The sequence below is a fragment of the Pseudomonas rhizoryzae genome (assembly GCF_005250615.1).
GTDB lineage: Bacteria > Pseudomonadota > Gammaproteobacteria > Pseudomonadales > Pseudomonadaceae > Chryseomonas > Chryseomonas rhizoryzae.
In genome coordinates this window covers 290,099-310,010 of the sequence record NZ_SULM01000001.1, presented here as the reverse complement: position 1 = coordinate 310,010, position 19,912 = coordinate 290,099, and the positions used below count along the sequence as shown (strand labels likewise).

Genomic DNA, 19,912 nt, shown 5'->3' with positions numbered 1-19,912 from the left:
GACTCGGCTAGCGTTCAGCTGCCGCCGGTGTCTGCCGGGCAACCCCGTCGTAGGCATCGAGCATCCGCTCGCACCAGCCAGTGATGGAATCGTCCGGGGACAATAGTGGTTGCCTGCTGACGACCCGGGCCCATTGGAAGGCGCCAAAGACGATGTGATCGGCATAGGCCGGGGCATCACCGGCCAGGTAGTCCTGCAGTGCCAGGGTGCTGCGCAGCGGCTTCAGGACCTCGCGAAATGCCTGCAGCGAGCTATCGCGCTGCGCGGCCAGGGCCTCCAGTGACACCCCGAACGCCGCCTCTCGGGTCCGCTTGAAATAGTCCTGGTCGGCCTCATCCAGCACGGCATGGACATCGGGCAGGATCAACCGCGCCAGCGCCGGATGGACACTCTCGGCGACCCACTGATTGATGAAGCGCGTCAGCGCCTTGAGCGAGGTATCGCCCAGCAGCGAGGGCCGCTCGGGGTATTGGCGATCCAGGTACTCGGCGATGGCCCAGCTGTCGCTCACCCACTGCTCGCCGTCGACCAGCACCGGTACCTTGCCCTGTCCGGAAAAGGCAATGGCCTCCTTCTCATGGAAGCGCCAGGCAAGGGTTTCGACTGGCAGCCCCTTATGGGCGAGCGCCAGCCGCACGCGCCAGCAATAGGGGCTGAAGCGGCAGCTGTCATCGGCACCGGTCAATTCGTACAGGCGTAGCGGCGTGGTCATCGGGGTGTCTTCTCCTGGTTAACCAACGGGGGGGTTCTCGGGTGATTGCCGGGTCAGGCGCATTCGCCTGCCGGGTCTTCTGGGACAGCTGCAAAGCGCCATGAGTATAAGGTCGACTGCGCTTTGCTCGTCCAACGGACTATTCGCACGGCGGGCAGACGCCCTTGGCGTGGCGCGCCGACACCGGAGCGCGTCCTGGTTCCAGGCTGTCGTCGTCCGTATCGGCTACAGTTCAGCATGCCCCTTTAGCCGTCGAACCTGAAGAGCACAGGCATGCAACCTGTAACGAGGGGCGCGCAGACCCCATCAAGCCAGGAGCCATGCATGGAGCAGGACCAGCAAAAGCAGGACTACATCACTACGATCCAGGCACTGGAAAGCCTCTATGGTCAGGTCGCAGCACCGTCGCTGCTCAAAGAGGTCGATCACATCCATCCCGCCTACCAGCCGTTCATCGAGGCGGCGTCCTTCGTGGTCCTGGCTTCTTCAGGATCTCAGGGGCTGGATGCCTCTCCGCGTGGCGATGCGCCGGGATTCGTCCAGGTTCACGACGCCAAGACGCTGTATCTGCCCGACCGCCGTGGCAACAATCGCCTGGATACGCTGCGCAATATCGTCCAGGACCCGAGGGTGGCCCTGCTGTTTCTGATTCCCGGTATTGGCGAGACCCTGCGCGTCAACGGCACTGCCCGGATAGCGGTCGATCCGGCCTTGCTGGCGCGCTTCGAGGTCAATGGCCAAAGACCGCGAACGGTGCTGGAAGTCAGCGTCACCAGCGTCTATTTTCAGTGCAGCCGAGCGGTGATCAGGGCTGGCCTATGGGATGCCTCCAAGCACCTGGCACGCAGTGCACTACCCTCCCCCGGCGCGATCTTCAAGCAGCTGTGCCCGACGCAGGTGGATGGCGAGGCGTACGACCAGGCCTTGCCGCAACGCATCGCCAATACGCTCTACTAAGGCCCTATGAGTCTGCCCCACCCGACGGTCTTCCCCACCGGCGCCTGCGGCTGAGCAGACCAACTCCCCCTTCAGTTCTCGAGAACCTGCCATGACGCTCACCGATATCCTCGTTCCCACCTACACCAACATGCTCCAGGCCTTGTCGACCTGGCTCGACAAGGCAGAGGCGCAGCGACCCGGCGGTGCCGCCGAGGCGCTACTGGTGGCGCGCCTGGCGCCCGACATGTTCCCGCTCGCCACCCAAATCCGCTTTGCCTGCGTCCAGGCCCAGGAAGGCATTTTCCGCCTGCATGGCCAGCCCTTTCCGCCCTCGCTGACGACCCTGCTCGATGAGGGCCGCCACGGCGCCGAGCAGCCTGGCACGCTCGCCCAGGCGCGGGCGCGGATCAGCGAAACGCTGGTAGTGGTAGAGCGCACGGTGGCTGAACAGTCACCGGTCGCCGAGGGAACGCCCCTGGCCCATGAACTGCCGCAGGGCCTGGTGTTCGATTTCTCGGCGGAGCAATACGTACGCGATTGGGCGCTGTCGCAGTTCTACTTCCATGTGATGACGGCCTACGCCATCCTGCGGGCGCAAGGCGTGGAGCTGGGCAAGACCGACTACGTCGCCCATATGCTGCCCTACCTGCGCCCTGCCGCCGCGCCTGCATGAGCCAGCCCTCAACACACCCAGGTGACGCCCGAGTTGGACCAGGGCGGTCGCTACCTGGGGCTCTGCCTGGACGTCTATTGGGCCAATGCCAATGACCTCGCGCCCATTCGCAAGGAACTGCACTAGGAAATGGGCCGGCCCGGCTTTCCGGTCACCCTCCTCGATGAAGATACGGTCGCCGTTCGCTGGGCGCGCCAGGTCGCGACGGCTGAATGCTTGGACGTGCCCCTCCGCGATACTCCGAGCGTGTGTCAGTCTTCACCAGCGTTAAACAGCAACACTGACAACTGACCAAGGTTGGTCAAAACCCTCTTGCAGAATGAAGGAGGTCCTAAGATCTTCCAGCAAAGCCCGATCAATCTCCCCGCGGGACAATTTATTTCAGGTGCGATAGCCAAGCATATCGCCTCGGCGGCGAACTGCTCTAGGACTGCACTTCGCAGTTTCATTATTTTCGATTTTTAATAAGTAGCGACTCTATCCACCCCAATCTTAAAACCACTCAACACATTACCCACCGCCTGCGAACTTTCAAACTTTCGACAGTGATTGGCAGTCTCCCCTCTATTACTCCATAAATTGACCTGCGGGGAGTTCGGCACGCCCATGTTGGCTTCCAGACCAGGAGCATGACGCCCAAAGCCGCGCCCGGATTGCCCTCCAGAGGTATGGCACCGCACATGGCTTGAGCTCCGTGAGATTCGCGCAGACGCTCACCGCTATCGCAAAAATCTTTATCAGGACAACTCAGCATAACTTCGATAAGTAGTTGCCATTCATCCCCGTGGCATAAGGCCACTATAAATTTAAAATTCCCCAATCCGAAAGACTGACTATTGACGCCGCTATCTCGCCGTCGGTTTTGGCTGATCTTGATCATCAGCCTTTCTCAGTAGGAGCTTCAGATGTTCAAGAATTTCCGGATTGGCACTCGTCTCATCGTGTCCTTTATCGCCGTGGCGGCTATCAGCCTGGTGGTCGGGATGGTAGGACTCAATAACAGTGGTCAGATCAACGATCTGGCGACGCAACTCTATCAGCGCGAATTGCTCGGGCTTTCCTATATCAAGGAAGCCAATCTGAACCTCGTCGTCATAGGCCGTGCCCGCGGCAACTACCTGCTCGCCACCACTGACGAAGACCGCACCCGCGCCCAGGCGGAAGTCAAACAGGGGCTGGCGAACGTGCGGGATTATCTGGCCAAGGCCCGACCGCTGTTCACCAGTGAGGCCTCGGCGAACAACTTCCGGCAGATCGACGAACTGCTCAACAGCTATGCCAACCGCCTGGATCAAGCCATGGCGATCGCCCGTGAGCAGCCGCTGCGTGAGGCCAATCCGGTGCTGGACGACCAACTCGCCAGCGTGCGGCACTATGGCGACCAGGTGGGTACGCTGATGGACGAGCTGTCCAAGCGCAAGGAGCAGAACGCCAGCGACGCCAACGACCTGACCGACCAGCTCTATGAGCGCAGCCGCGTGACGCTGATCGGCATCATCGCCCTCGGGGTGGCCTTCGGCATCCTGCTCGGCTTCCTGATGAGTCGCAGCATCACCCGGCCACTAGGCGCTGCCGTGGCCGTTGCCGATCGCCTGGCCGCCGGCGACCTGACCCAGCGCATCGCCGCCGAAGGTCGCGACGAGACCGCCGCGCTGCTACGGGCCATGGACGGCATGAGCCAGCGCCTGGCGCAGATCATCAGCGACGTACGCAGCGCCTCCGATGGCCTGGCCAGTGCCTCGGAAGAGATCTCCGCCACCGCCCAGAGCATCAGCCAGGCCAGCACCGAGCAGGCGGCTTCCGTGGAGGAAACCAGCGCCAGCGTCGAGCAGATGTCGGCCTCCATCGCCCAGAACACCGAGAACGCCAAGGTCACCGATGGCATGGCCGGCAAGGCCGCGAGCGAGGCGAACGAAGGGGGCCAGGCAGTGGGCCAGACTCTGACCGCCATGAAGACCATCGCCGACAAGATCGGCATCATCGACGACATCGCCTACCAGACCAATCTGCTGGCGCTCAATGCGGCCATCGAAGCGGCCCGGGCCGGCGAGCATGGCAAGGGCTTCGCCGTGGTGGCCGCCGAGGTACGCAAGCTGGCGGAACGCAGCCAGGTCGCCGCCCAGGAGATCGGCAACGTCGCCCAGGGCAGCGTGGCCCTGGCCGAACGCGCCGGCTCCTTGCTGGACGAGATGGTGCCCTCGATCAACAAGACCTCCGACCTGGTGCAGGAAATCACCGCCGCCTCGGAAGAACAGAGTGCCGGCGTCGGGCAGATCAACAGCGCCATGCTGCAACTGAGCCAGGTCACCCAGCAGAACGCCTCGGCGTCCGAGGAACTGGCCGCTACCGCCGAAGAGATGAGCAGCCAGGCCGAGCAGCTTCAGCAACTGATGGAATTCTTCACCCTCAGCAGCTCATCCGCCGTGAAACCACTGGAGGCCGCCGCACCCAAGCGCTCGAAGCCGGCATCGTCGCTGGACACCGCGCGGCGCGCCCCTGCGGGCGGCGTGCCAGCCGGCTTCGCCCGTTTCGAGGAGCACGCCTGATGCTGTCCCGTCAGTTCCTCATCTTCCAGCTCGGCAACGAGCGCTATGGGGTGAATACCGGCTGCGTGCGGGAGATCATCGAGTATGGCGCGGTCACGACGGTGCCCCTGCTGCCGCCCGCGCTGCGCGGCGTCATCAACCTGCGCGGTGCCGCCGTACCGGTGATGGACCTCGGGGTGCGCTTTCATGACCAGGTGACCGAGACCTCGAGGCGCAGTTGCATCGTGGTCCTGGAAACCCAGGTCCACGGCGTGACCCAGTTGTTCGGCATCGTCGTCGACGCCGTCTGCGAGGTGCTGGAGATCGCCGCCGACGGCATCGAGCCGGCCCCACGCTTCGGGGCCTCGATCCGCACCGACTACATCTCGGGCATGACCAGGCAGGGCGCGGGCTTCGTCGTCCTGCTCGACATGGAACGGGTGCTGGGTGAAGACGAACTCACTCAGCTCGCTGCTGCAACAGCTGCCTGACCCCAAGTCTCCGGCGCCGGATAGCCTTGGCGCTTTGGCGTCAGGCCGCCCGCGATAGCCAGAACAGGGCGCGGCTGTAAGGTGGGCGGTCGTCTCGTCTTTAACCGACTACGGCAGTGCGCCCAGCGCTACCGGTGTCGATGCACTTGCTGCGCGCTACTGTCCGTAGGCCAACCTGTTGAACGCCGGTCACCGTACCGACTTCAAGCTCAGGCGCCCCGCCGAACTCGACCGTAGCTCACCTCTCGGCCAGGTGACCGTGGTGCGCACATCTCCGCGGTACCGACCTCACTGACCGAGCTGCCCGGAGCCAGCAGCTTCCACCTGCCCCCCGCGCGGATAGGCACCATGACGAGCACTCATGGCTTTTTTTAATTCAGTGACGTACGGACCTAATTCCGGTTGTAGCCATGCAAGCGGGTCAACAATACTTCCTTCCAATGATTTTCCCGCGCCGATATTTCGGAACTCATTGCATGGAGGTCGGTGATTTCCAGTATCGAGAATCGAAGATCATATTTCCGCTCCGGGACTGCCTCGATTCCGAATTCCTGCCTCAGAGCGACATTGCCCCCGTGCGTAGTGGCGGCATAGGTGCACCAGCGTCCCCATATCCCGTCTTCCCCGTCAGCTTTGCCGACATAAAGCTTCCCTGTGGCGCTGTCGGTGATCAGGTAGATGCCTTTGACGCTGGATAAGGCGGATCGCCACGTCGAAACGTCTTGGCGCACCACAATATCGAGATGCTCCTTCGTCAAATTAACGGACTTATAGCCCGGGAAGTCGCCGATGGTCAGCCGCTTGGATAGCAGCTCGCTGACAACCAAGTCGGCGGCCAGGGTCGTACCAAGCGGATAGGAATGGCGCTCTTTATACTGGCTGTCCAAATAGAGTCGACCTACCCACTCCTCGGCTGCCTCTATCCGTTCGAGCTCATAGAGGTAGTGCGGGCGGGGCTCGGTGTGTGAAGTACTGCCAATCTTGCGGAACAGTCCGGCAAACAACCAACGCGTCGGACGACCGGCCTGTATCAACGAGACGACAAACTCCTTCTGGAAATTGCGCTGCGTCTGCCAGGATTGCCAGGCGTCGAATCGCCCCTCGAGAAAGACGTCCAGCGGGTGTTCCTTACCGTTGTGCCGTGCAAGGTGAACCTTGGCGTTCTCGGCAGTGAAGCCAGGTTCCCAGAGCGTGAGTAGATCGAACAGCAGCATGTCGCCTTCCATTGCACATAGGGTAAGAGGTGCCCACAACGCCGATCCAGGCGCTCGGGCGGTCGATTCGTGCCATTGCAACGAATCCGTTTCAGACTCGACCGTACAAGAGGTCAGGGTTCACTACGGCGCAAGTGGCCATCGAGTGCCCGGCCATCCCGGTTCCATCCGAGGTGAAGAGGTGTGAACGGCGAATCGAGCCGAAGGAAGCGGGGTTGCCTCAGCCCTTGAATCCCCTGCCCACCAGATAGACCTCGCGCGAGCGCGGGCGCGAGGCTTCGGGCTTGCGGATCGACACCTTCTCGAAGGAGGTGCGCACGTCCTTGAGGAAGTCATCGGAGCCTTCGCCCTGGAACACCTTGACCACGTAGTTGCCGCCCGGCTTGAGCACCTGGCGCACCATGTCGAGGGTCAGCTCGACCAGGTACATGGCCGCGGCCTGGTCGGCCGCCGCGACACCACTGATGTTGGGGGCGATGTCGGACACGATCAGATCGGGTTGCCGACCATCGAGCACGCCGAGGATCTTCTGGAAGACGGCGTCGTCGGTGAAGTCACCCTGGACGAAGTCGACGTTATCCAGCGCGCCCATCGGCAGGATGTCGGTCGCCACCACGCGGCCCTGGTCGCCGACGATGCCGCCGGCCACCTGCGACCAGCCGCCGGGGGCCGAGCCCAGGTCCATGACCAGCATGCCGGGACGGATCAGTTTGTCCTTCTCGTTGAGCTCGATCAGCTTGTAGCTGGAGCGCGAGCGCAGGCCGTCTTTCTGAGCGCGTTTCACGAAGGGATCGTTGACGTGTTCATCCAGCCAGCGACGGCTGCTTTTGGATCGTTTCATGTTGGAGCTACCACGGAAATCGGGAGAGAAGCGGACGCAAACCAAGCCGGCCGGCCGCGAAGTGGCGGCGATTATAAGCCGATAACGCCGCGGGACGAATCAGGGATCACCGAGGCGACCGCTGGACGGGCCGCGCGAGCGCCCATCGTCGCGGCCTGACAGCACCGGAGACGACGGGTACAATCGCCGCCCTTCCCCTTCTCCTCTCTCCTTTGCCGGAGTCACCGGCCAGGATTATTGTCATGATTCGCATCAACGAACTGTCCCTGCCGCTCGATCACAGCCCCGCCGAACTGCGCCAGGCCATCGTCGCTCGCCTGAAGCTGCGCGACGCCGATCTGCTGAACTTCACCGTGTTCAAGCGCAGCTACGATGCGCGCAAGAAGAACAGCGTCATCCTCTTCATCTACATCATCGATCTGGAAGTGCGCGACGAGGCGGCGGTGCTGGCGCGCTTCGCCGACGATCTGCAGGTCCGCCCGGCACCGGACACCGGCTATTACCCGGTCGGCCAGGCCCCGGCGACGCTGACCGAGCGCCCGCTGGTGGTGGGCTTTGGCCCCTGCGGCCTGTTCGCCGCCCTGCTGCTGGCCCAGATGGGCTTCAAGCCCATCGTGCTCGAACGCGGCAAGGATGTGCGCAGCCGCACCAAGGACACCTGGGCGCTGTGGCGCAAGAAGGTGCTGACGCCCGAATCCAACGTGCAATTCGGCGAAGGCGGTGCCGGGCTGTTTTCCGATGGCAAGCTCTACAGCCAGATCAAGGACCCGAAGTTCTACGCCCGCAAGGTGATGCACGAATTCGTCCGCGCCGGCGCGCCGGAAGAGATCCTCTACGTCAGCAAGCCGCACATCGGTACCTTCCGCCTCACTGGCGTGGTGGCGGCCATGCGTGAGGAGATCATCGCCCTCGGCGGCGAAGTCCGCTTCGAGAGCAAGGTGACCGATCTGTTGATCGACGATGGCCAGCTCGAAGGCGTGGTACTCGCCAACGGCGAAACCCTGCACAGCCGCCACGTGGTGCTCGCCCTGGGCCACAGCTCCCGCGACACCTTCCGTATGCTGCACCGCCAGGGCGTGTATATCGAGGCCAAGCCCTTCGCCGTCGGCTTCCGCATCGAACACCCCCAGGGCATGATCGATGAGGCCCGCCTGGGCAAGTACGCCGGCCACCCGGAACTCGGCGCCGCCGACTACAAGCTGGTGTACCACGCCAAGAATGGTCGCGCCGTCTACAGCTTCTGCATGTGCCCGGGTGGCACCGTGGTGGCCGCCACCTCGGAGCCGGGCCGCGTCGTCACCAACGGCATGAGCCAATATTCGCGCAACGAGCGTAACGCCAACTCCGGCATCGTGGTGGGCATCAATCCCGAACAGGACTTCCCCGGCGATCCGCTGGCCGGCGTCGAGTTGCAGGAACGCCTGGAATCGCGCGCCTACGAGCTGGGTGGCAGCGACTACTGCGCGCCCGGCCAGTTGGTCGGTGACTTCATTCGCGGCGTGCCCTCCACCGAATTCGGTGAAGTCGAGCCTTCCTACAAGCCCGGCGTGCTGCTGGGCGACCTGGCGCCGTCGCTGCCGGCCTACGCCATCGAAGCCATCCGTGAAGCCCTGCCCGCCTTCGGCAAGCAGATCCGCGGCTTCGACCGCCATGACGCCATCCTCACCGGCATCGAAACCCGTACCTCCTCGCCGGTGCGCATCACCCGTGACAACGAAACGCTGCAGAGCCTGAATCTGCGCGGCCTCTATCCCGCGGGTGAAGGCGCCGGTTATGCCGGCGGCATCCTCTCGGCAGGGGTGGATGGTATCAAGGTGGCCGAGGCGCTGGCCAAGTCGATGCTCGCGGACGCCGAGGCGCTGACCGCCCCGCTCAACCGGGCCGCTGGCTGATGAAGCTCGACGACATCAAGAAACTCCACCAGAAGAAATACCGCGCCGAGTTCGGTCACTTTCTGGTGGAGGGCGAGCACTTGGCGCTCGAACTGCAAAAGGCCGCGCTGCAGAATCCGCAGCTGCAACGCGCGGAGCTTTACGTGACCAGCGCCTACGAGCACTGGCAGAGTCCGTTCCGCACACACCTGATCAGCGACCGGCAGATGGCGCAGCTCGCCGATACCAAGACGCCGCAGGGCATCATCGCCGTGGTGCCCATGCCCTCGGCAGCGCCCGCCCCCGTGGCAGGCGAGCGCGCCGTCTACCTGCACGAGATCCAGGACCCCGGCAACCTGGGCACCATCCTGCGCACCCTGGCCTGGTTCGGCGGCTTCCGCTGCCTGCTCAGTCCGGGCAGCGTCGACCCCTACAACCCCAAGGTGGTCCGCGCCAGCATGGGCGCCATCTTCCACACGCCGCTGGAGCTGGATGTCGACCTCGATGGCTTGCCGGAGCGCTTCCCCCGCCTCGCCTGCCTGGACATGCAGGGCGAGCCGGTGCAGTCGGCCGAGTTCAAGACCTTCGACTGCTATCTCTTCGGCAACGAAGCGCGCGGCGTCCCCCGTGAACGACTCGCAACCTTGAATGCCCAGCCCTTCACCATCGGCGGCTCAGGCGCCATCGAGTCGCTGAACCTGGCGGCGACGGTGAACATCTGCGCCTACGAGTTGAGCCGGTAGCGTCCGGCGCTAACCCGGGTCAGCTGAGCGCGCGCCCTGCTCGCAACTCCAGAGTTCCAACGCCGGCTGGCTCGCCGTTGGCGGACCGAGCCAGTCGCTCAAGGGGCGACAACGCTGGTCGCTGCAGAGCTGGTAATCCCCGGCCTCGGGCGTGCGCCCCAGGCGCAGGGGCTGCAAGGGCGGCAGCTGACGCCGATAGTGCCAGCTGCCGTCACGCAGCTCGGCGCCCTCGGGAATCTCCATCCCGGCGCCCGAGCCCTTGACCCGCGCCTCGCCCAACACCAGGCCCTCGGCGGTGAGGCGGTAATCTTCCTCCCAGCGGAGCTTCTCGATGGTGTGATTCCAGGCCAGGGTGAAAGCCGGCATGGGCAGCGAGGCCCACACCACGCCGGCCATCCCCAGGCACAGACCGATCACGCCGTCGCCACCTGGGCACGCCGCGCACGCCACAGGTGCTGGCCGACGAACAGAGCGCCAAGGGCGAAACCGATCTCGTCGCTGGCAGGCGTGGCCAGGATCAGGCTGCACCCGGCGGCGAAGCCCAGCACGCGCTCCCACCAGCGCAACCGGACCTGCAGATAGCCCGTGAATATGGCTCCCAGCAGGCCGATGGCCAGCACCGCCTTGCCGACGACATAGAGCGTCGCCAGCAAGCTGCCACCCTGCAGCATCAGCGCCGGCGAATACACGGCCATGAAGGGCACGACGAAGCCGGCCACCGCGATCCGTACCGCCCATAGACTGATCTTCAGGCCACGCTCCTTGGCGATGGGCGCAGCGGCGAAGCAGGCCAGCGCCACCGGCGGTGTGAGGTCGGCCATGATGCCGAAGTAGAAGACGAACATGTGCGAGACGATCAACGGCACTCCCAGATCCAGCAGCGCCGGGGCGGCGATGGAGCTGGTGATGATGTAGTTGGGAATGGTCGGGATGCCCATGCCCAGCACCAGGCAGGTGAGCATGGTCAGCACCAGGGAAAGGAACAGGTTGTCCTGGCCGATGGCGAGGATGTAGCCCGCGAAGGTGGATGCCACCCCGGTCAGAGACACCACACCGATGATCACTCCGACCAGAGCGCAGGCGATACCCACCGGCACCGCATGGCGCGCCCCTTCGACCAGGGCATGCAGGCACAGGGTCAGGGTCTCGCGGCCACCCTTGACGAACCAGCACGCCACGACGAGCAGGCCGATGACGCCGAAGACGATACCGATGCCCAGCTGGAAGAAGCCGGCGCAGAGCACCCCGAGGGCGATCCAGAAGGCGAAGCGCATGGCCTTGGAGGACACCTGCAGGATGATCGCCGAGCCGAGGATGACCATGGCGGTCAGGGCCAGGCCGACGGTGCCGGAGAACAGCGGCGTGCGTCCGGAGAACAGCAGATAGACCAGAATGGCCAGGGGGATCAGCAGGAACCAGCGCTCGCGCACGGCCCTCCAGGGATTCGGACATTCGTCCTTGGGCAGACCGCGCAGGTTGGCCCGCTTGGCCTCCAGGTGCACCATCCAGAACACCGAGCCGAAATACAGGAGCGCGGGGATCAGCGCGGCCTTGGCCACCTCGAAGAAGGGTACGTTGATGGTCTCGGCCATGATGAAGGCCACGGCCCCCATGATCGGCGGCATGATCTGACTGCCCATCGACGCGGTGGCCTCGACACCGCCAGCGAAGGCCGCGCGATAGCCGAATCTCTTCATCAGCGGGATGGTGAACTGACCGGTGGTGACCACATTGGCCACGCCGGAGCCGGTGATGGTGCCCATCAACGCGGACGACACCACCGACACCTTGGCCGGGCCACCCAGCTTGTGGCCGAACAGGCCCATGGCGAAATCGGTGAACAGCCTGATCATCCCGGCCTGCTCGAGGAAGGCACCAAACAGGATGAACAGAAAGATGTAGGTGGCCGATACGTAGGTTGGCGTGCCGTACAGTCCCTCGGTGCCGAACGACAGCTGGTTGACCAGTTGGTCGAGACCATAGCCCCGGTGCATCAGCTCCCCTGGCAGGTACTGGCCCAGCAACCCATAGGCGAGGAACAGCGCGCAGATGATCGGCAGGGCGATCCCCATGACCCGGCGCGCGGCCTCGAATACCAGCACGATCAAGGTCAGGCCGACGATCATGTCGGTGCGGGTCAGGTCACCCGAGCGCTGGATCAGATCCGCCTCGAAGTACCACTGGTAGAGGGCAGTGGCCATACCCGCCAGGCCCAGCAACCACGCCAGGGGTTGCCAGGGGCGTCCCTTGCCCAACGCTGGAAAGCTGATGAATACCAGCAGCAGCAGGAAGCCAACGTGCACGGCGCGCAGCACCTGGGTCGACACCGGATGGAAGGCGGCGGTGACGATCTGGAAGATGGAAAACAGCAGCGCGACGGCGAACAGCGCCTTTGGCCAATCGGACGGATTGGCAGACAACCCGTTGTTCTGCTCACTCATGGGATGCGAACCTCACGATTACCTCGATGCGAGACAGCTTCGCCGACAGAGACGCCCTCCTTGACGCCGATTCCAGTCGCAACGCTGGGCTACGGGTGTTCCTGCGGCAGGCCTGCCGGAGCGCATCCACCCGCGCTCCTCGCGTGAAGCGCGCGGATGGCTCCGCTCATACGAGCGCCTGAGCGGCAGGGGCGCAGACCGATCCTCGCTCCGCGCCCTGCCCGGCTCCGCCCTAGAGGGCGCCGACTTCCTTGTAGTAGCGCTCGGCGCCCGGATGCAGCGGGATCGGCAGGTTCTTGGCGGCGGTCTGCAGCTTGATGTCCTTGGCCGCGGAGTGGGCATTGCCCAGACGGTCGAGGTGCTCGAACATCAGCTTGGTCATCTGGTAGGCGACGTCGTCGGAGACGCCCTCCCGACTGACCAGGATGTTGGTGATGGCCACGGTGGGCACGTCGGCGGTCTGGCCGTCATAGGTGCCGGCCGGGATGGTTGCCGGCTGATAGGCGGCGTTGCCGATCTTGCTGACGACATCCGCTGGAATGGCGACGAAGCTGACCTTCATGGTCGAGGCCAGGTCCCGAATGGCCGCCATGCCCAGACCGGACGACTGCAGGGTGGCGTCGAGCTGGCGGTTCTTGATCAGCTCCACCGACTCGGCATAGGGGAGGAATTCCACCGCGCCCATGTCCTTGTAGGTCAGGCCGGCCGCCTTGAAGATGGCGCGGGCATTGAGCTCGGTGCCCGACTTGGGAGCACCGACGGAAATGCGCTTGCCCTTGAGGTCGGCCAGGGACGTGATACCGGAGTCGGCGTTGGCGACGATCTGGATATAGTTCGGATAGGTGCCGGCGATGGCCCGGATCTTCTTCAGCGGGGTCTTGAAGCCAGCATCTTCCACACCGTTCCAGGCATCGGCTACCGAATCGCCGAGGGCGAAAGCCAGCTCTCCACGACCCGCCTGCAGCAGATTGAGGTTTTCCACCGACGCCTTGGTGGCCTGAACCGAGGTCTTGGCCCCGTCGATGCCGGTACTGTAGATCTGCGACAGGGCTACGCCGATGGGGTAGTACACACCGCTGGTACCTCCGGTGAGCACGTTGATGAAGGTCGGCGCGGCCAGCACGGCAGTGCTGGCGGTAAAGGCGGCCGCAGCGGCGAAGAGGCCGAGTTTCTTGGTCAGGCGCATGCAGGTATCTCCATTGTTTTTATGGCTTTGTGCAGAGTTACAGCGGGAACGGCGCACGGGTGCAGCCCAGTGGGTTCAATTCGGCGGAGGGGACGGTGCTGACGTACCGCCGCAGCATGCGACAGTCGCCGACATGACCATAGGTACGACCTGGCGTTCGTGCCTGGGCATTTAATGGGCTGACCTCTTTTAGTTGTTATGGTCGTAGAGCCAGCAGCCCAGAGGGCCGCTCTGGATTTATATCAGATGTCATCTCAGAGGCGAGTAAGCTCTGAGACTTACCCGTGTCAACTTGTAACAGGCAGCCACGCCCCGCGGACCAGCAGCGCTGCCCGGTATCACCGACACCGGGATGCCTGCGGCGAGGTATGGTTGCCGCCATCAGGTGAATGATCACGACTGGACAGATCTTGCGACCTCTGGCGCGGATCGTCCCGGCGCCAGCTGCCACCAGACCCGGTCTCACGACATGCCTGATGTGCCAGTACGGTTTGCGGGAGACTAGTCCCGCTGTCACCCTCCGCCTTGACCGCGCCCGCTGGGCGAACCGCTCCTGGGCTAGACACCTTGCCCGCCAGCATCTGCCGGTACGGGCGTTACATGGCTTCCTTGACGCCTCGCTTGATCAACCAGGCATTCACCGGACAGCTGATGATGAAGCCGGCATACATGGCGAGCTGCATCATGAACCAGAACACTGGCTCGCTCTTGGGCAGCGCCGCTTCGGAAAACAGCCCGAACAGACATAGCGCCATCCAGCCGTACATGCCGACCTGCCAGGCCAGCAGCGACAGGGTATCGGCCTTGACTGCCGCCTTGAGGCCCTGCCAGCGCGACAGCTGGCGCATGGGTTTGATGCTGAAGTACTGGAAGACGATGCCCAGCAGGAAGGCCAGTACGAAATCGACCGCCCAGGTGCCGAATATCCGCTGCCCGAACAGGCTTACCGGCACCGCGATCACCAGGGTTTCCGCGAGGAGATCACCCAGGGTGCAGCCGCTCCCACAGTGGCTGGCACCAAGCATGACACTCTGGTGAAAGGGTCTTTGACCATGGGCGTGATGCTTCGCCCCGCCTTTCGCCACACGACCGATGCGGTGATAGAGCAGCAGGCCAGGAACGCCCGCCCAGAGCATGGTCAGAGGCCACACCAGGTTCATGATGGTCATGGGCTGCGGGCGACGGTACAGATCGAGCAGCACCCATAGGGCACAGAGGATAGCCAGACTCAGCGACAGGATGGCCAGCAGGTGTAGCCAGAACGGAACGGACATCAATGAAGACTCGGGTGACGGCTGGTGTGCAGCCGACCCTCGGCAAACGGCGAGAGTTCGCTTGCCGTTGCACATCCCCAGGCCACCGAGACGGTGCAACCTCCCGGCGTGGACAGGGGTCGCTGGATAAGGTGCAACTGTTCCTGGACGCTTTCGATGCTCGATCTCGCCGCTGGCTTCGTCTCTCTCACCGCCCTGCTCGCCTTCATCAACCGGCGTTTCATCGGGCTGCCGCCCACCATAGGCGTCATGGCCATCGCCCTGATCGGCTCGCTACTGCTGCACGGCCTGACGCTACTGGGATTGCCAGGACTGGAACACCGCATCCAGATCGCCATGCAGCAGGTCGACTTCGATCGACTGCTGCTCGACTGTCTGCTGTCGTTCCTGCTCTTCGCCGGTGCCATGAATCTCGACTTCGCAAACATCCGCAAGCGCGCCTGGGCGATCGGACTGCTGGCGACGGCCGGCGTGGCCATTTCCATCCTGGGCATCGGCCTGGCCACCTGGTGGCTGCTCGAGCAACTGGACTTGGGAGTGTCCCTGATATGGTGCCTGGTCTTCGGGGCCGTCGTCGCGCCGACCGATCCGGTGGCGGTACTGGGTATCCTCAAGTCCGCAGGCGCGCCCAAATCCCTGGAGACCACCATCGTGGGTGAATCCCTGTTCAATGATGGCGTGGCGGTGGTGGCCTTCACCCTATTGGTTGGCGCGCTGGGCAACAAAGCGCTACCTGCGCTGGACGAGACGCTTTGGCTACTGCTCGAGGAAATCGGCGGCGGCCTATTGCTGGGCGCGCTACTGGGTGGCCTGGCCTATCGCCTGATGAAATCCATCGATGACTATCAGGTTGAGGTGCTGCTCACCGTGGCCCTGGTCCTCGGCGGCTATACCTGGTCCATCCACCTGGACGTTTCCGGCCCGATCGCCATGACCGTGGCTGGTCTGATCGTCGGCAATCTGGTGCGGGAACGCGCCTTGTCCGATCGCACGCGCAAGCACCTGGACAGCTTCTGGACGCTCATCGACGAATTCCTCAATGCCCTGCTGTTCGTGCTCATGGGGTTGGAATTGGTGCTGGTGCCGTTCGAATGGCGCTATGTGCCGCTGGCGATGGCATTGATCCTGGTCATCCTCGGGGTGCGGCTGGCCACGGTCGGCCCCCCCTTGGCGCTGATCGGATTCTGGAAGCGCGAACTGCCGCCCGGGGCGGCACGCATCCTGACCTGGGGCGGCTTGCGTGGTGGCGTTTCGGTAGCCCTGGTACTGGCTCTGCCTAGCGGTGACGAACGCGATCTGTTCCTCAACCTGACCTATCTGGTGGTGCTCTTTTCGGTGCTCGTTCAGGGCCTGACCATCGGTGGCCTGGTGCGGCATACCTGTCGTGCGGTCCCTCCGAGGCAAGCGCAGCGGGACTGAAAAATACCTCCCGCTTCGCCCGAACGGTCGGCGTCTGGATGACGTCCTCTGCAGGAGTTCGTGGCGGCCCCGGTCGACCGCGCTTCTGTCGACCAACCGGATCCCCGCCATGCCCGCAGTTGCCCAATGCACCCTCTTCTACGATGGCCGCGCCCTCGAAGGCCCCGTCGACCTGCCCCTGGTGGATTTTCTCGCCGCCCACGACATCCACCTGCCCCACGTCTGCTATCACCGCGCCTTGGGCGCACTGCAGACCTGCGATGTCTGCTGGGTGGAGGTGGACGGCGACCTGGTACGCGGCTGCACCCTGCGCAGCCAGGAGGGCCTGCGCGTCGGTAGCCAGGTCGACCGCGCGACGGCGGCTCGCCACGAAGGCATGGACCGCATCCTCGCCAAGCACGAGCTGTACTGCACGGTCTGCGAGCACAACACCGGGGACTGCACGCTGCACAACACCGTGGCCGATATGAAGCTGCCCATCCAGCGCTACGCCTACCAGCGCAAACCCTACGCCAAGGATCATTCCAACCCCTTCTACACCTACGATCCGGATCAGTGCATTCTCTGCGGCCGCTGCGTCGAGGCCTGCCAGAACGTCGAGGTCAACGAGACCCTGAGCATCGACTTCAGTCAGGACCATCCGCGCGTACTCTGGGACGGCGGCGAGCGCATCGAGGGCTCCAGTTGCGTGAGTTGTGGCCACTGCGTCACGGTCTGTCCGTGCAATGCGCTGCTGGAAAAGACCATGCAGCCCGATGCCGGCCCTTTCACCGCCATGCCGGAAGCGCTGAAGCGGCCGCTGATCGACGCCATCAAGACGGTCGAGCGGACCATGGGTGCGCCGCCCATCACCGGCATCTCGGTGATGGACATGCATTGGCGCCAACCGGAGATCCGGCGCACCAAGACGGTCTGCACCTACTGCGGAGTGGGCTGCAGCTTCGAAATGTGGACTCGTGACCGCCACATCCTCAAGGTTCAGCCGGTGGTGGACGCGCCCGTCAATGGCATCTCCACCTGCATCAAGGGCAAATTCGCCTGGGATTTCGTCAACGATCCGCAACGCTTGACCACGCCATTGATCCGTGAGGGCGACCGCTTTCGCGAAGCCAGCTGGGACGAGGCCCTGGAGCTGGTGGCGCGGCGACTGCTGGAGATTCGCGATCGCCACGGAGCGGACAGTCTGGGCTTCATCGGCTCGAGCAAAGCCAGCAACGAAGAGGCCTATCTCACGCAGAAGATCGCCCGGCTGATCATAGGTACCAACAGCGTCGACAATTCTTCACGCTACTGCCAGAACCCGGCCACCCAGGGACTGTTCCGTACCGTAGGCTACGGCGGCGATGCCGGCACCCTGGCCGACCTGGAACAGGCCGACCTGGTGATTCTGGTGGGGAGCAACCTGGCCGAGAACCATCCCGTGTTCGCGTCCAAGCTCAAGGCTGCGCAAAAGCATCGTGGTCAGCGGCTGTTGGTGGTGGATCCGCGCCGCCATGAAATGGCCGAACGGGCCGAGCTGTTCCTGCGGATCAGACCGGGCACCGACCTGGTCTGGGCCTCGGCCATGGCGCGCTACCAGTTCGATCACGGCCTGGCGGACGAAGCCTTCCTCGCCCAGCGCGTCACGGGGGTCGCAGACTATCGTCGCTCCCTGGCGCCCTTCACCCTGGAATTCGCCGAGCAGGTGACCGGCATTGCCCGTGATCAGCTGGTGGAGGCCGCCGAACTCATCGGCCGCGCGGGCGCCGTCTGCCTGTGCTGGGCCATGGGCATCACCCAGCACAGCCATGGCGCGGATACCAGCACCGCCCTTTCCAACCTGCTCCTGGTGACCGGCAACTATGGCCGACCCGGCACCGGTGGCTATCCCATGCGCGGCCATAACAACGTGCAGGGCGCAAGCGACTTCGGCTGTCTGAAGAATCAATATCCGGGCTACGAAAAGGTCACGGATCCGGCAGCACGGGCCAAATGGGCCAAGGCCTGGGGCGTCGCGCCGGAGCGCCTGTCCGACCAGGTCGGCCAGGACAACTTCCTGATGGTGCAGGACGCCGCCGAGCACAAGGTCCGGGCGATGTATGTGATCGGCGAGGAAACCGCCTTTTCCGATGCCGACAGTCACAATGTCCACGCCGCCTTTACCCGCCTCGATTTCCTGGTGGTCCAGGACATTTTCCTGAGTCGCACCGCCGAGTTCGCCGACGTGGTGTTGCCGGGCTGTCCGAGCGTGGAAAAGGACGGCACCTTCGTCAACACCGAACGGCGGATCCAGCGCTTCTACGAGGTGCTCCCGCCGCTTGGCGACTGCCGGCCCGACTGGCGCATCCTGACCGATCTGGCGGCCCGCATGGGCCACGACTGGGGTTACAGCCATCCCAGCCAGATCATGGCCGAGGTGGCCGGCATCGCCGACCTCTTCGCCGGGGTCAGCTATGAGCGCCTCGAGGGCTGGAATTCTCAGCTCTGGCCAGTCGCGGCCAGCGGGGCGAGCACGCCGCTGCTCTACACCGACCGCTTTCATACCGAGGACGGGCGCGCCAGGCTCTATCCGGTGGACTGGCAGCCCCCGGCCGAAGACGTGGACGCCGAATACGACCTGCTGCTGGACAACGGCCGGATGCTCGAACACTTCCAGAGCATGAACCAGACCGACAAGGGCGGGCGGGTGACCGAGCTTTCTCCCCACTGGTTCGTCGAGATCAGTCCGACGCTTGCCCAGGAGCGGGGGCTGGAAGAAGGCAGCTGGGTGCGCCTGAGTTCCAGACGCGGCCAGGTGGAGGTGCCCGTGGTGATCACCGACCGGGTCGCCGGCGAGGTGCTGTTCATGCCCATCCACCAGGGCAAGCCGGGGCTCAACGCCCTGACCGGCGAACATCACGATCCCGACGTCAACACCCCTGCCTACAAGGAAACCGCGGTGCGCCTGGAGCGCCTCGGCCGGGCGCCGCTGCCGCAGCCGTTGCCGCAAGAAAACTTCCGCCACGGCCGGCGTACGCCCCTGGAGGGCGTCCCGGCACAACTCGTCGAGGTGAAGTGGGCCCGGGACGACTATGCCCCACCCCTGCAGCCCGCCCCCCATCCGGAGCGCTTCTGATGGCTGAACGCATTACCCATGAGGTCACCCCACCCAAGCTCGGGCCCGATGCCCAAGAAGAACTGGACCGGCTGCTGCAGACCCTGCACGAGCACGGGATGCTACGCTTCGCCAACGACCTGGTCGCGGCCAACACCCAGGTCGCCAAGGTGCTGGTCGATGGGCTGAACAAGCCTGGCTCGCTGAATGTCGTCCAGAACCTATCGGTGCTGGCCATGGCGCTGTCGACGATACCGCCCGGTCAGTTCTATAGCCTGGCCTTTTCGCTCCGCGACGCCCTGACAGCCGTCACCGAAACGCGCCGCGAATCCGCCGCCCAGGAGGCACCCGGCGTGACCGGGGCCTACCGGTTATTGCAGGACGAAGACCTCTGGCGCGCGCTGACCCCGCTGCTGGAGGGCTTGAAAGCCTTCGCCGCCGGCCTCGATCAGCCGGTGGATCGCCCTATCTCGGCCTTTACCGGCAAGCCGAGCGACGCCTAGGCCGGAC

16 protein-coding genes are annotated in these 19,912 nt (G+C 64.2%); 9 read left to right on the top strand and 7 right to left on the bottom strand.

The genetic code is table 11. From position 1 onward, the window contains the following. Positions 1-7 precede the first annotated feature (7 nt). Positions 8-712, bottom strand: coding sequence for a glutathione S-transferase family protein (locus tag FAZ11_RS01385; RefSeq protein ID WP_058765283.1), 705 nt, complete (start codon positions 710-712; stop codon positions 8-10). Positions 713-1,036: 324 nt separating this feature from the next. Here FAZ11_RS01385 and FAZ11_RS01380 point away from each other — a divergent pair, with 324 nt between their 5' ends. From FAZ11_RS01380 to FAZ11_RS01365, 4 genes are all read left to right on the top strand, one after another. Further along, a complete protein-coding gene (locus FAZ11_RS01380) occupies positions 1,037-1,669 on the top strand; it encodes a pyridoxamine 5'-phosphate oxidase family protein (protein WP_058772900.1) in 633 nt (210 codons plus the stop codon). A gap of 91 nt (positions 1,670-1,760) precedes the next feature. Continuing rightward, entirely contained in the window at positions 1,761-2,324 is a 564-nt protein-coding gene (locus FAZ11_RS01375) for a DUF1993 domain-containing protein (protein ID WP_058772899.1), read from the top strand. 905 nt (positions 2,325-3,229) lie between these two features. Continuing rightward, on the top strand, positions 3,230-4,870 hold the full coding sequence (locus FAZ11_RS01370; RefSeq protein WP_058772898.1) for a methyl-accepting chemotaxis protein: 1,641 nt from the start codon (positions 3,230-3,232) through the stop codon (positions 4,868-4,870). Beyond that, positions 4,870-5,340 (top strand): chemotaxis protein CheW, encoded by a 471-nt coding sequence (locus tag FAZ11_RS01365; RefSeq protein ID WP_058772897.1) that lies wholly within the window; start codon positions 4,870-4,872, stop codon positions 5,338-5,340. Before FAZ11_RS01370 ends, FAZ11_RS01365 begins: the two co-directional genes overlap by 1 nt. Before the next feature lie 392 nt (positions 5,341-5,732). Here FAZ11_RS01365 and FAZ11_RS01360 read toward each other — a convergent pair whose 3' ends face one another. Together FAZ11_RS01360 and rlmE are read right to left on the bottom strand one after the other, a co-directional pair. Next, positions 5,733-6,554 (bottom strand): GIY-YIG nuclease family protein, encoded by an 822-nt coding sequence (locus tag FAZ11_RS01360; protein ID WP_058765290.1) that lies wholly within the window; start codon positions 6,552-6,554, stop codon positions 5,733-5,735. Positions 6,555-6,774: 220 nt separating this feature from the next. Then, positions 6,775-7,395, bottom strand: a complete 621-nt coding sequence (gene rlmE / locus FAZ11_RS01355; protein WP_058772896.1) for a 23S rRNA (uridine(2552)-2'-O)-methyltransferase RlmE — start codon at positions 7,393-7,395, stop codon at positions 6,775-6,777. A gap of 242 nt (positions 7,396-7,637) precedes the next feature. Between rlmE and FAZ11_RS01350 the strand changes: the two genes are divergently transcribed. Beyond that, a complete protein-coding gene (locus FAZ11_RS01350; RefSeq protein WP_058765294.1) occupies positions 7,638-9,287 on the top strand; it encodes an NAD(P)/FAD-dependent oxidoreductase in 1,650 nt (549 codons plus the stop codon). Further along, positions 9,287-10,009: a TrmH family RNA methyltransferase gene (locus tag FAZ11_RS01345; RefSeq protein WP_058772895.1), complete on the top strand. Its 723-nt coding sequence runs from the start codon at positions 9,287-9,289 to the stop codon at positions 10,007-10,009. Before FAZ11_RS01350 ends, FAZ11_RS01345 begins: the two co-directional genes overlap by 1 nt. A gap of 9 nt (positions 10,010-10,018) precedes the next feature. Here the strand turns inward: FAZ11_RS01345 and FAZ11_RS01340 are convergent, their stop codons facing one another. From FAZ11_RS01340 to FAZ11_RS01325, 4 genes are all read right to left on the bottom strand, one after another. After that, positions 10,019-10,426 (bottom strand): DUF1850 domain-containing protein, encoded by a 408-nt coding sequence (locus tag FAZ11_RS01340; protein WP_058772894.1) that lies wholly within the window; start codon positions 10,424-10,426, stop codon positions 10,019-10,021. Then, entirely contained in the window at positions 10,423-12,450 is a 2,028-nt protein-coding gene (locus FAZ11_RS01335; RefSeq protein ID WP_058772893.1) for a TRAP transporter permease, read from the bottom strand. The genes FAZ11_RS01340 and FAZ11_RS01335 overlap by 4 nt, the downstream gene beginning before the upstream one ends. Positions 12,451-12,682: 232 nt before the next feature. After that, positions 12,683-13,636, bottom strand: coding sequence for a TAXI family TRAP transporter solute-binding subunit (locus FAZ11_RS01330; RefSeq protein WP_058765302.1), 954 nt, complete (start codon positions 13,634-13,636; stop codon positions 12,683-12,685). Positions 13,637-14,232: 596 nt separating this feature from the next. Beyond that, positions 14,233-14,910, bottom strand: a complete 678-nt coding sequence (locus FAZ11_RS01325) for a DUF4396 domain-containing protein (RefSeq protein WP_058772892.1) — start codon at positions 14,908-14,910, stop codon at positions 14,233-14,235. Between the two features lie 156 nt (positions 14,911-15,066). On the opposite strand from FAZ11_RS01325, the gene FAZ11_RS01320 reads away from it, so the two are divergent. From FAZ11_RS01320 to FAZ11_RS01310, 3 genes are all read left to right on the top strand, one after another. Then, complete coding sequence (locus FAZ11_RS01320) at positions 15,067-16,329, top strand: cation:proton antiporter (RefSeq protein WP_058772891.1); 1,263 nt, start codon at positions 15,067-15,069, stop codon at positions 16,327-16,329. A gap of 109 nt (positions 16,330-16,438) precedes the next feature. Further along, positions 16,439-19,423: a formate dehydrogenase subunit alpha gene (gene fdhF, locus FAZ11_RS01315; protein WP_058787327.1), complete on the top strand. Its 2,985-nt coding sequence runs from the start codon at positions 16,439-16,441 to the stop codon at positions 19,421-19,423. Next, positions 19,423-19,905, top strand: coding sequence for a helical membrane plugin domain-containing protein (locus tag FAZ11_RS01310; RefSeq protein ID WP_058773408.1), 483 nt, complete (start codon positions 19,423-19,425; stop codon positions 19,903-19,905). Before fdhF ends, FAZ11_RS01310 begins: the two co-directional genes overlap by 1 nt. Positions 19,906-19,912: the final 7 nt, after the last annotated feature.

What these genes read in the sequence shown, in the direction of transcription:
- FAZ11_RS01385 (WP_058765283.1), bottom strand. Translation starts at nt 712, where the DNA reads ATGACCACGCCGCTACGCCTGTACGAATTGACCGGTGCCGATGACAGC.
- FAZ11_RS01380 (WP_058772900.1), top strand. Translation starts at nt 1,037, where the DNA reads ATGGAGCAGGACCAGCAAAAGCAGGACTACATCACTACGATCCAGGCA.
- FAZ11_RS01375 (WP_058772899.1), top strand. Translation starts at nt 1,761, where the DNA reads ATGACGCTCACCGATATCCTCGTTCCCACCTACACCAACATGCTCCAG.
- FAZ11_RS01370 (WP_058772898.1), top strand. Translation starts at nt 3,230, where the DNA reads ATGTTCAAGAATTTCCGGATTGGCACTCGTCTCATCGTGTCCTTTATC.
- FAZ11_RS01365 (WP_058772897.1), top strand. Translation starts at nt 4,870, where the DNA reads ATGCTGTCCCGTCAGTTCCTCATCTTCCAGCTCGGCAACGAGCGCTAT.
- FAZ11_RS01360 (WP_058765290.1), bottom strand. Translation starts at nt 6,554, where the DNA reads ATGCTGCTGTTCGATCTACTCACGCTCTGGGAACCTGGCTTCACTGCC.
- rlmE (WP_058772896.1), bottom strand. Translation starts at nt 7,395, where the DNA reads ATGAAACGATCCAAAAGCAGCCGTCGCTGGCTGGATGAACACGTCAAC.
- FAZ11_RS01350 (WP_058765294.1), top strand. Translation starts at nt 7,638, where the DNA reads ATGATTCGCATCAACGAACTGTCCCTGCCGCTCGATCACAGCCCCGCC.
- FAZ11_RS01345 (WP_058772895.1), top strand. Translation starts at nt 9,287, where the DNA reads ATGAAGCTCGACGACATCAAGAAACTCCACCAGAAGAAATACCGCGCC.
- FAZ11_RS01335 (WP_058772893.1), bottom strand. Translation starts at nt 12,450, where the DNA reads ATGAGTGAGCAGAACAACGGGTTGTCTGCCAATCCGTCCGATTGGCCA.
- FAZ11_RS01330 (WP_058765302.1), bottom strand. Translation starts at nt 13,636, where the DNA reads ATGCGCCTGACCAAGAAACTCGGCCTCTTCGCCGCTGCGGCCGCCTTT.
- FAZ11_RS01325 (WP_058772892.1), bottom strand. Translation starts at nt 14,910, where the DNA reads ATGTCCGTTCCGTTCTGGCTACACCTGCTGGCCATCCTGTCGCTGAGT.
- FAZ11_RS01320 (WP_058772891.1), top strand. Translation starts at nt 15,067, where the DNA reads ATGCTCGATCTCGCCGCTGGCTTCGTCTCTCTCACCGCCCTGCTCGCC.
- fdhF (WP_058787327.1), top strand. Translation starts at nt 16,439, where the DNA reads ATGCCCGCAGTTGCCCAATGCACCCTCTTCTACGATGGCCGCGCCCTC.
- FAZ11_RS01310 (WP_058773408.1), top strand. Translation starts at nt 19,423, where the DNA reads ATGGCTGAACGCATTACCCATGAGGTCACCCCACCCAAGCTCGGGCCC.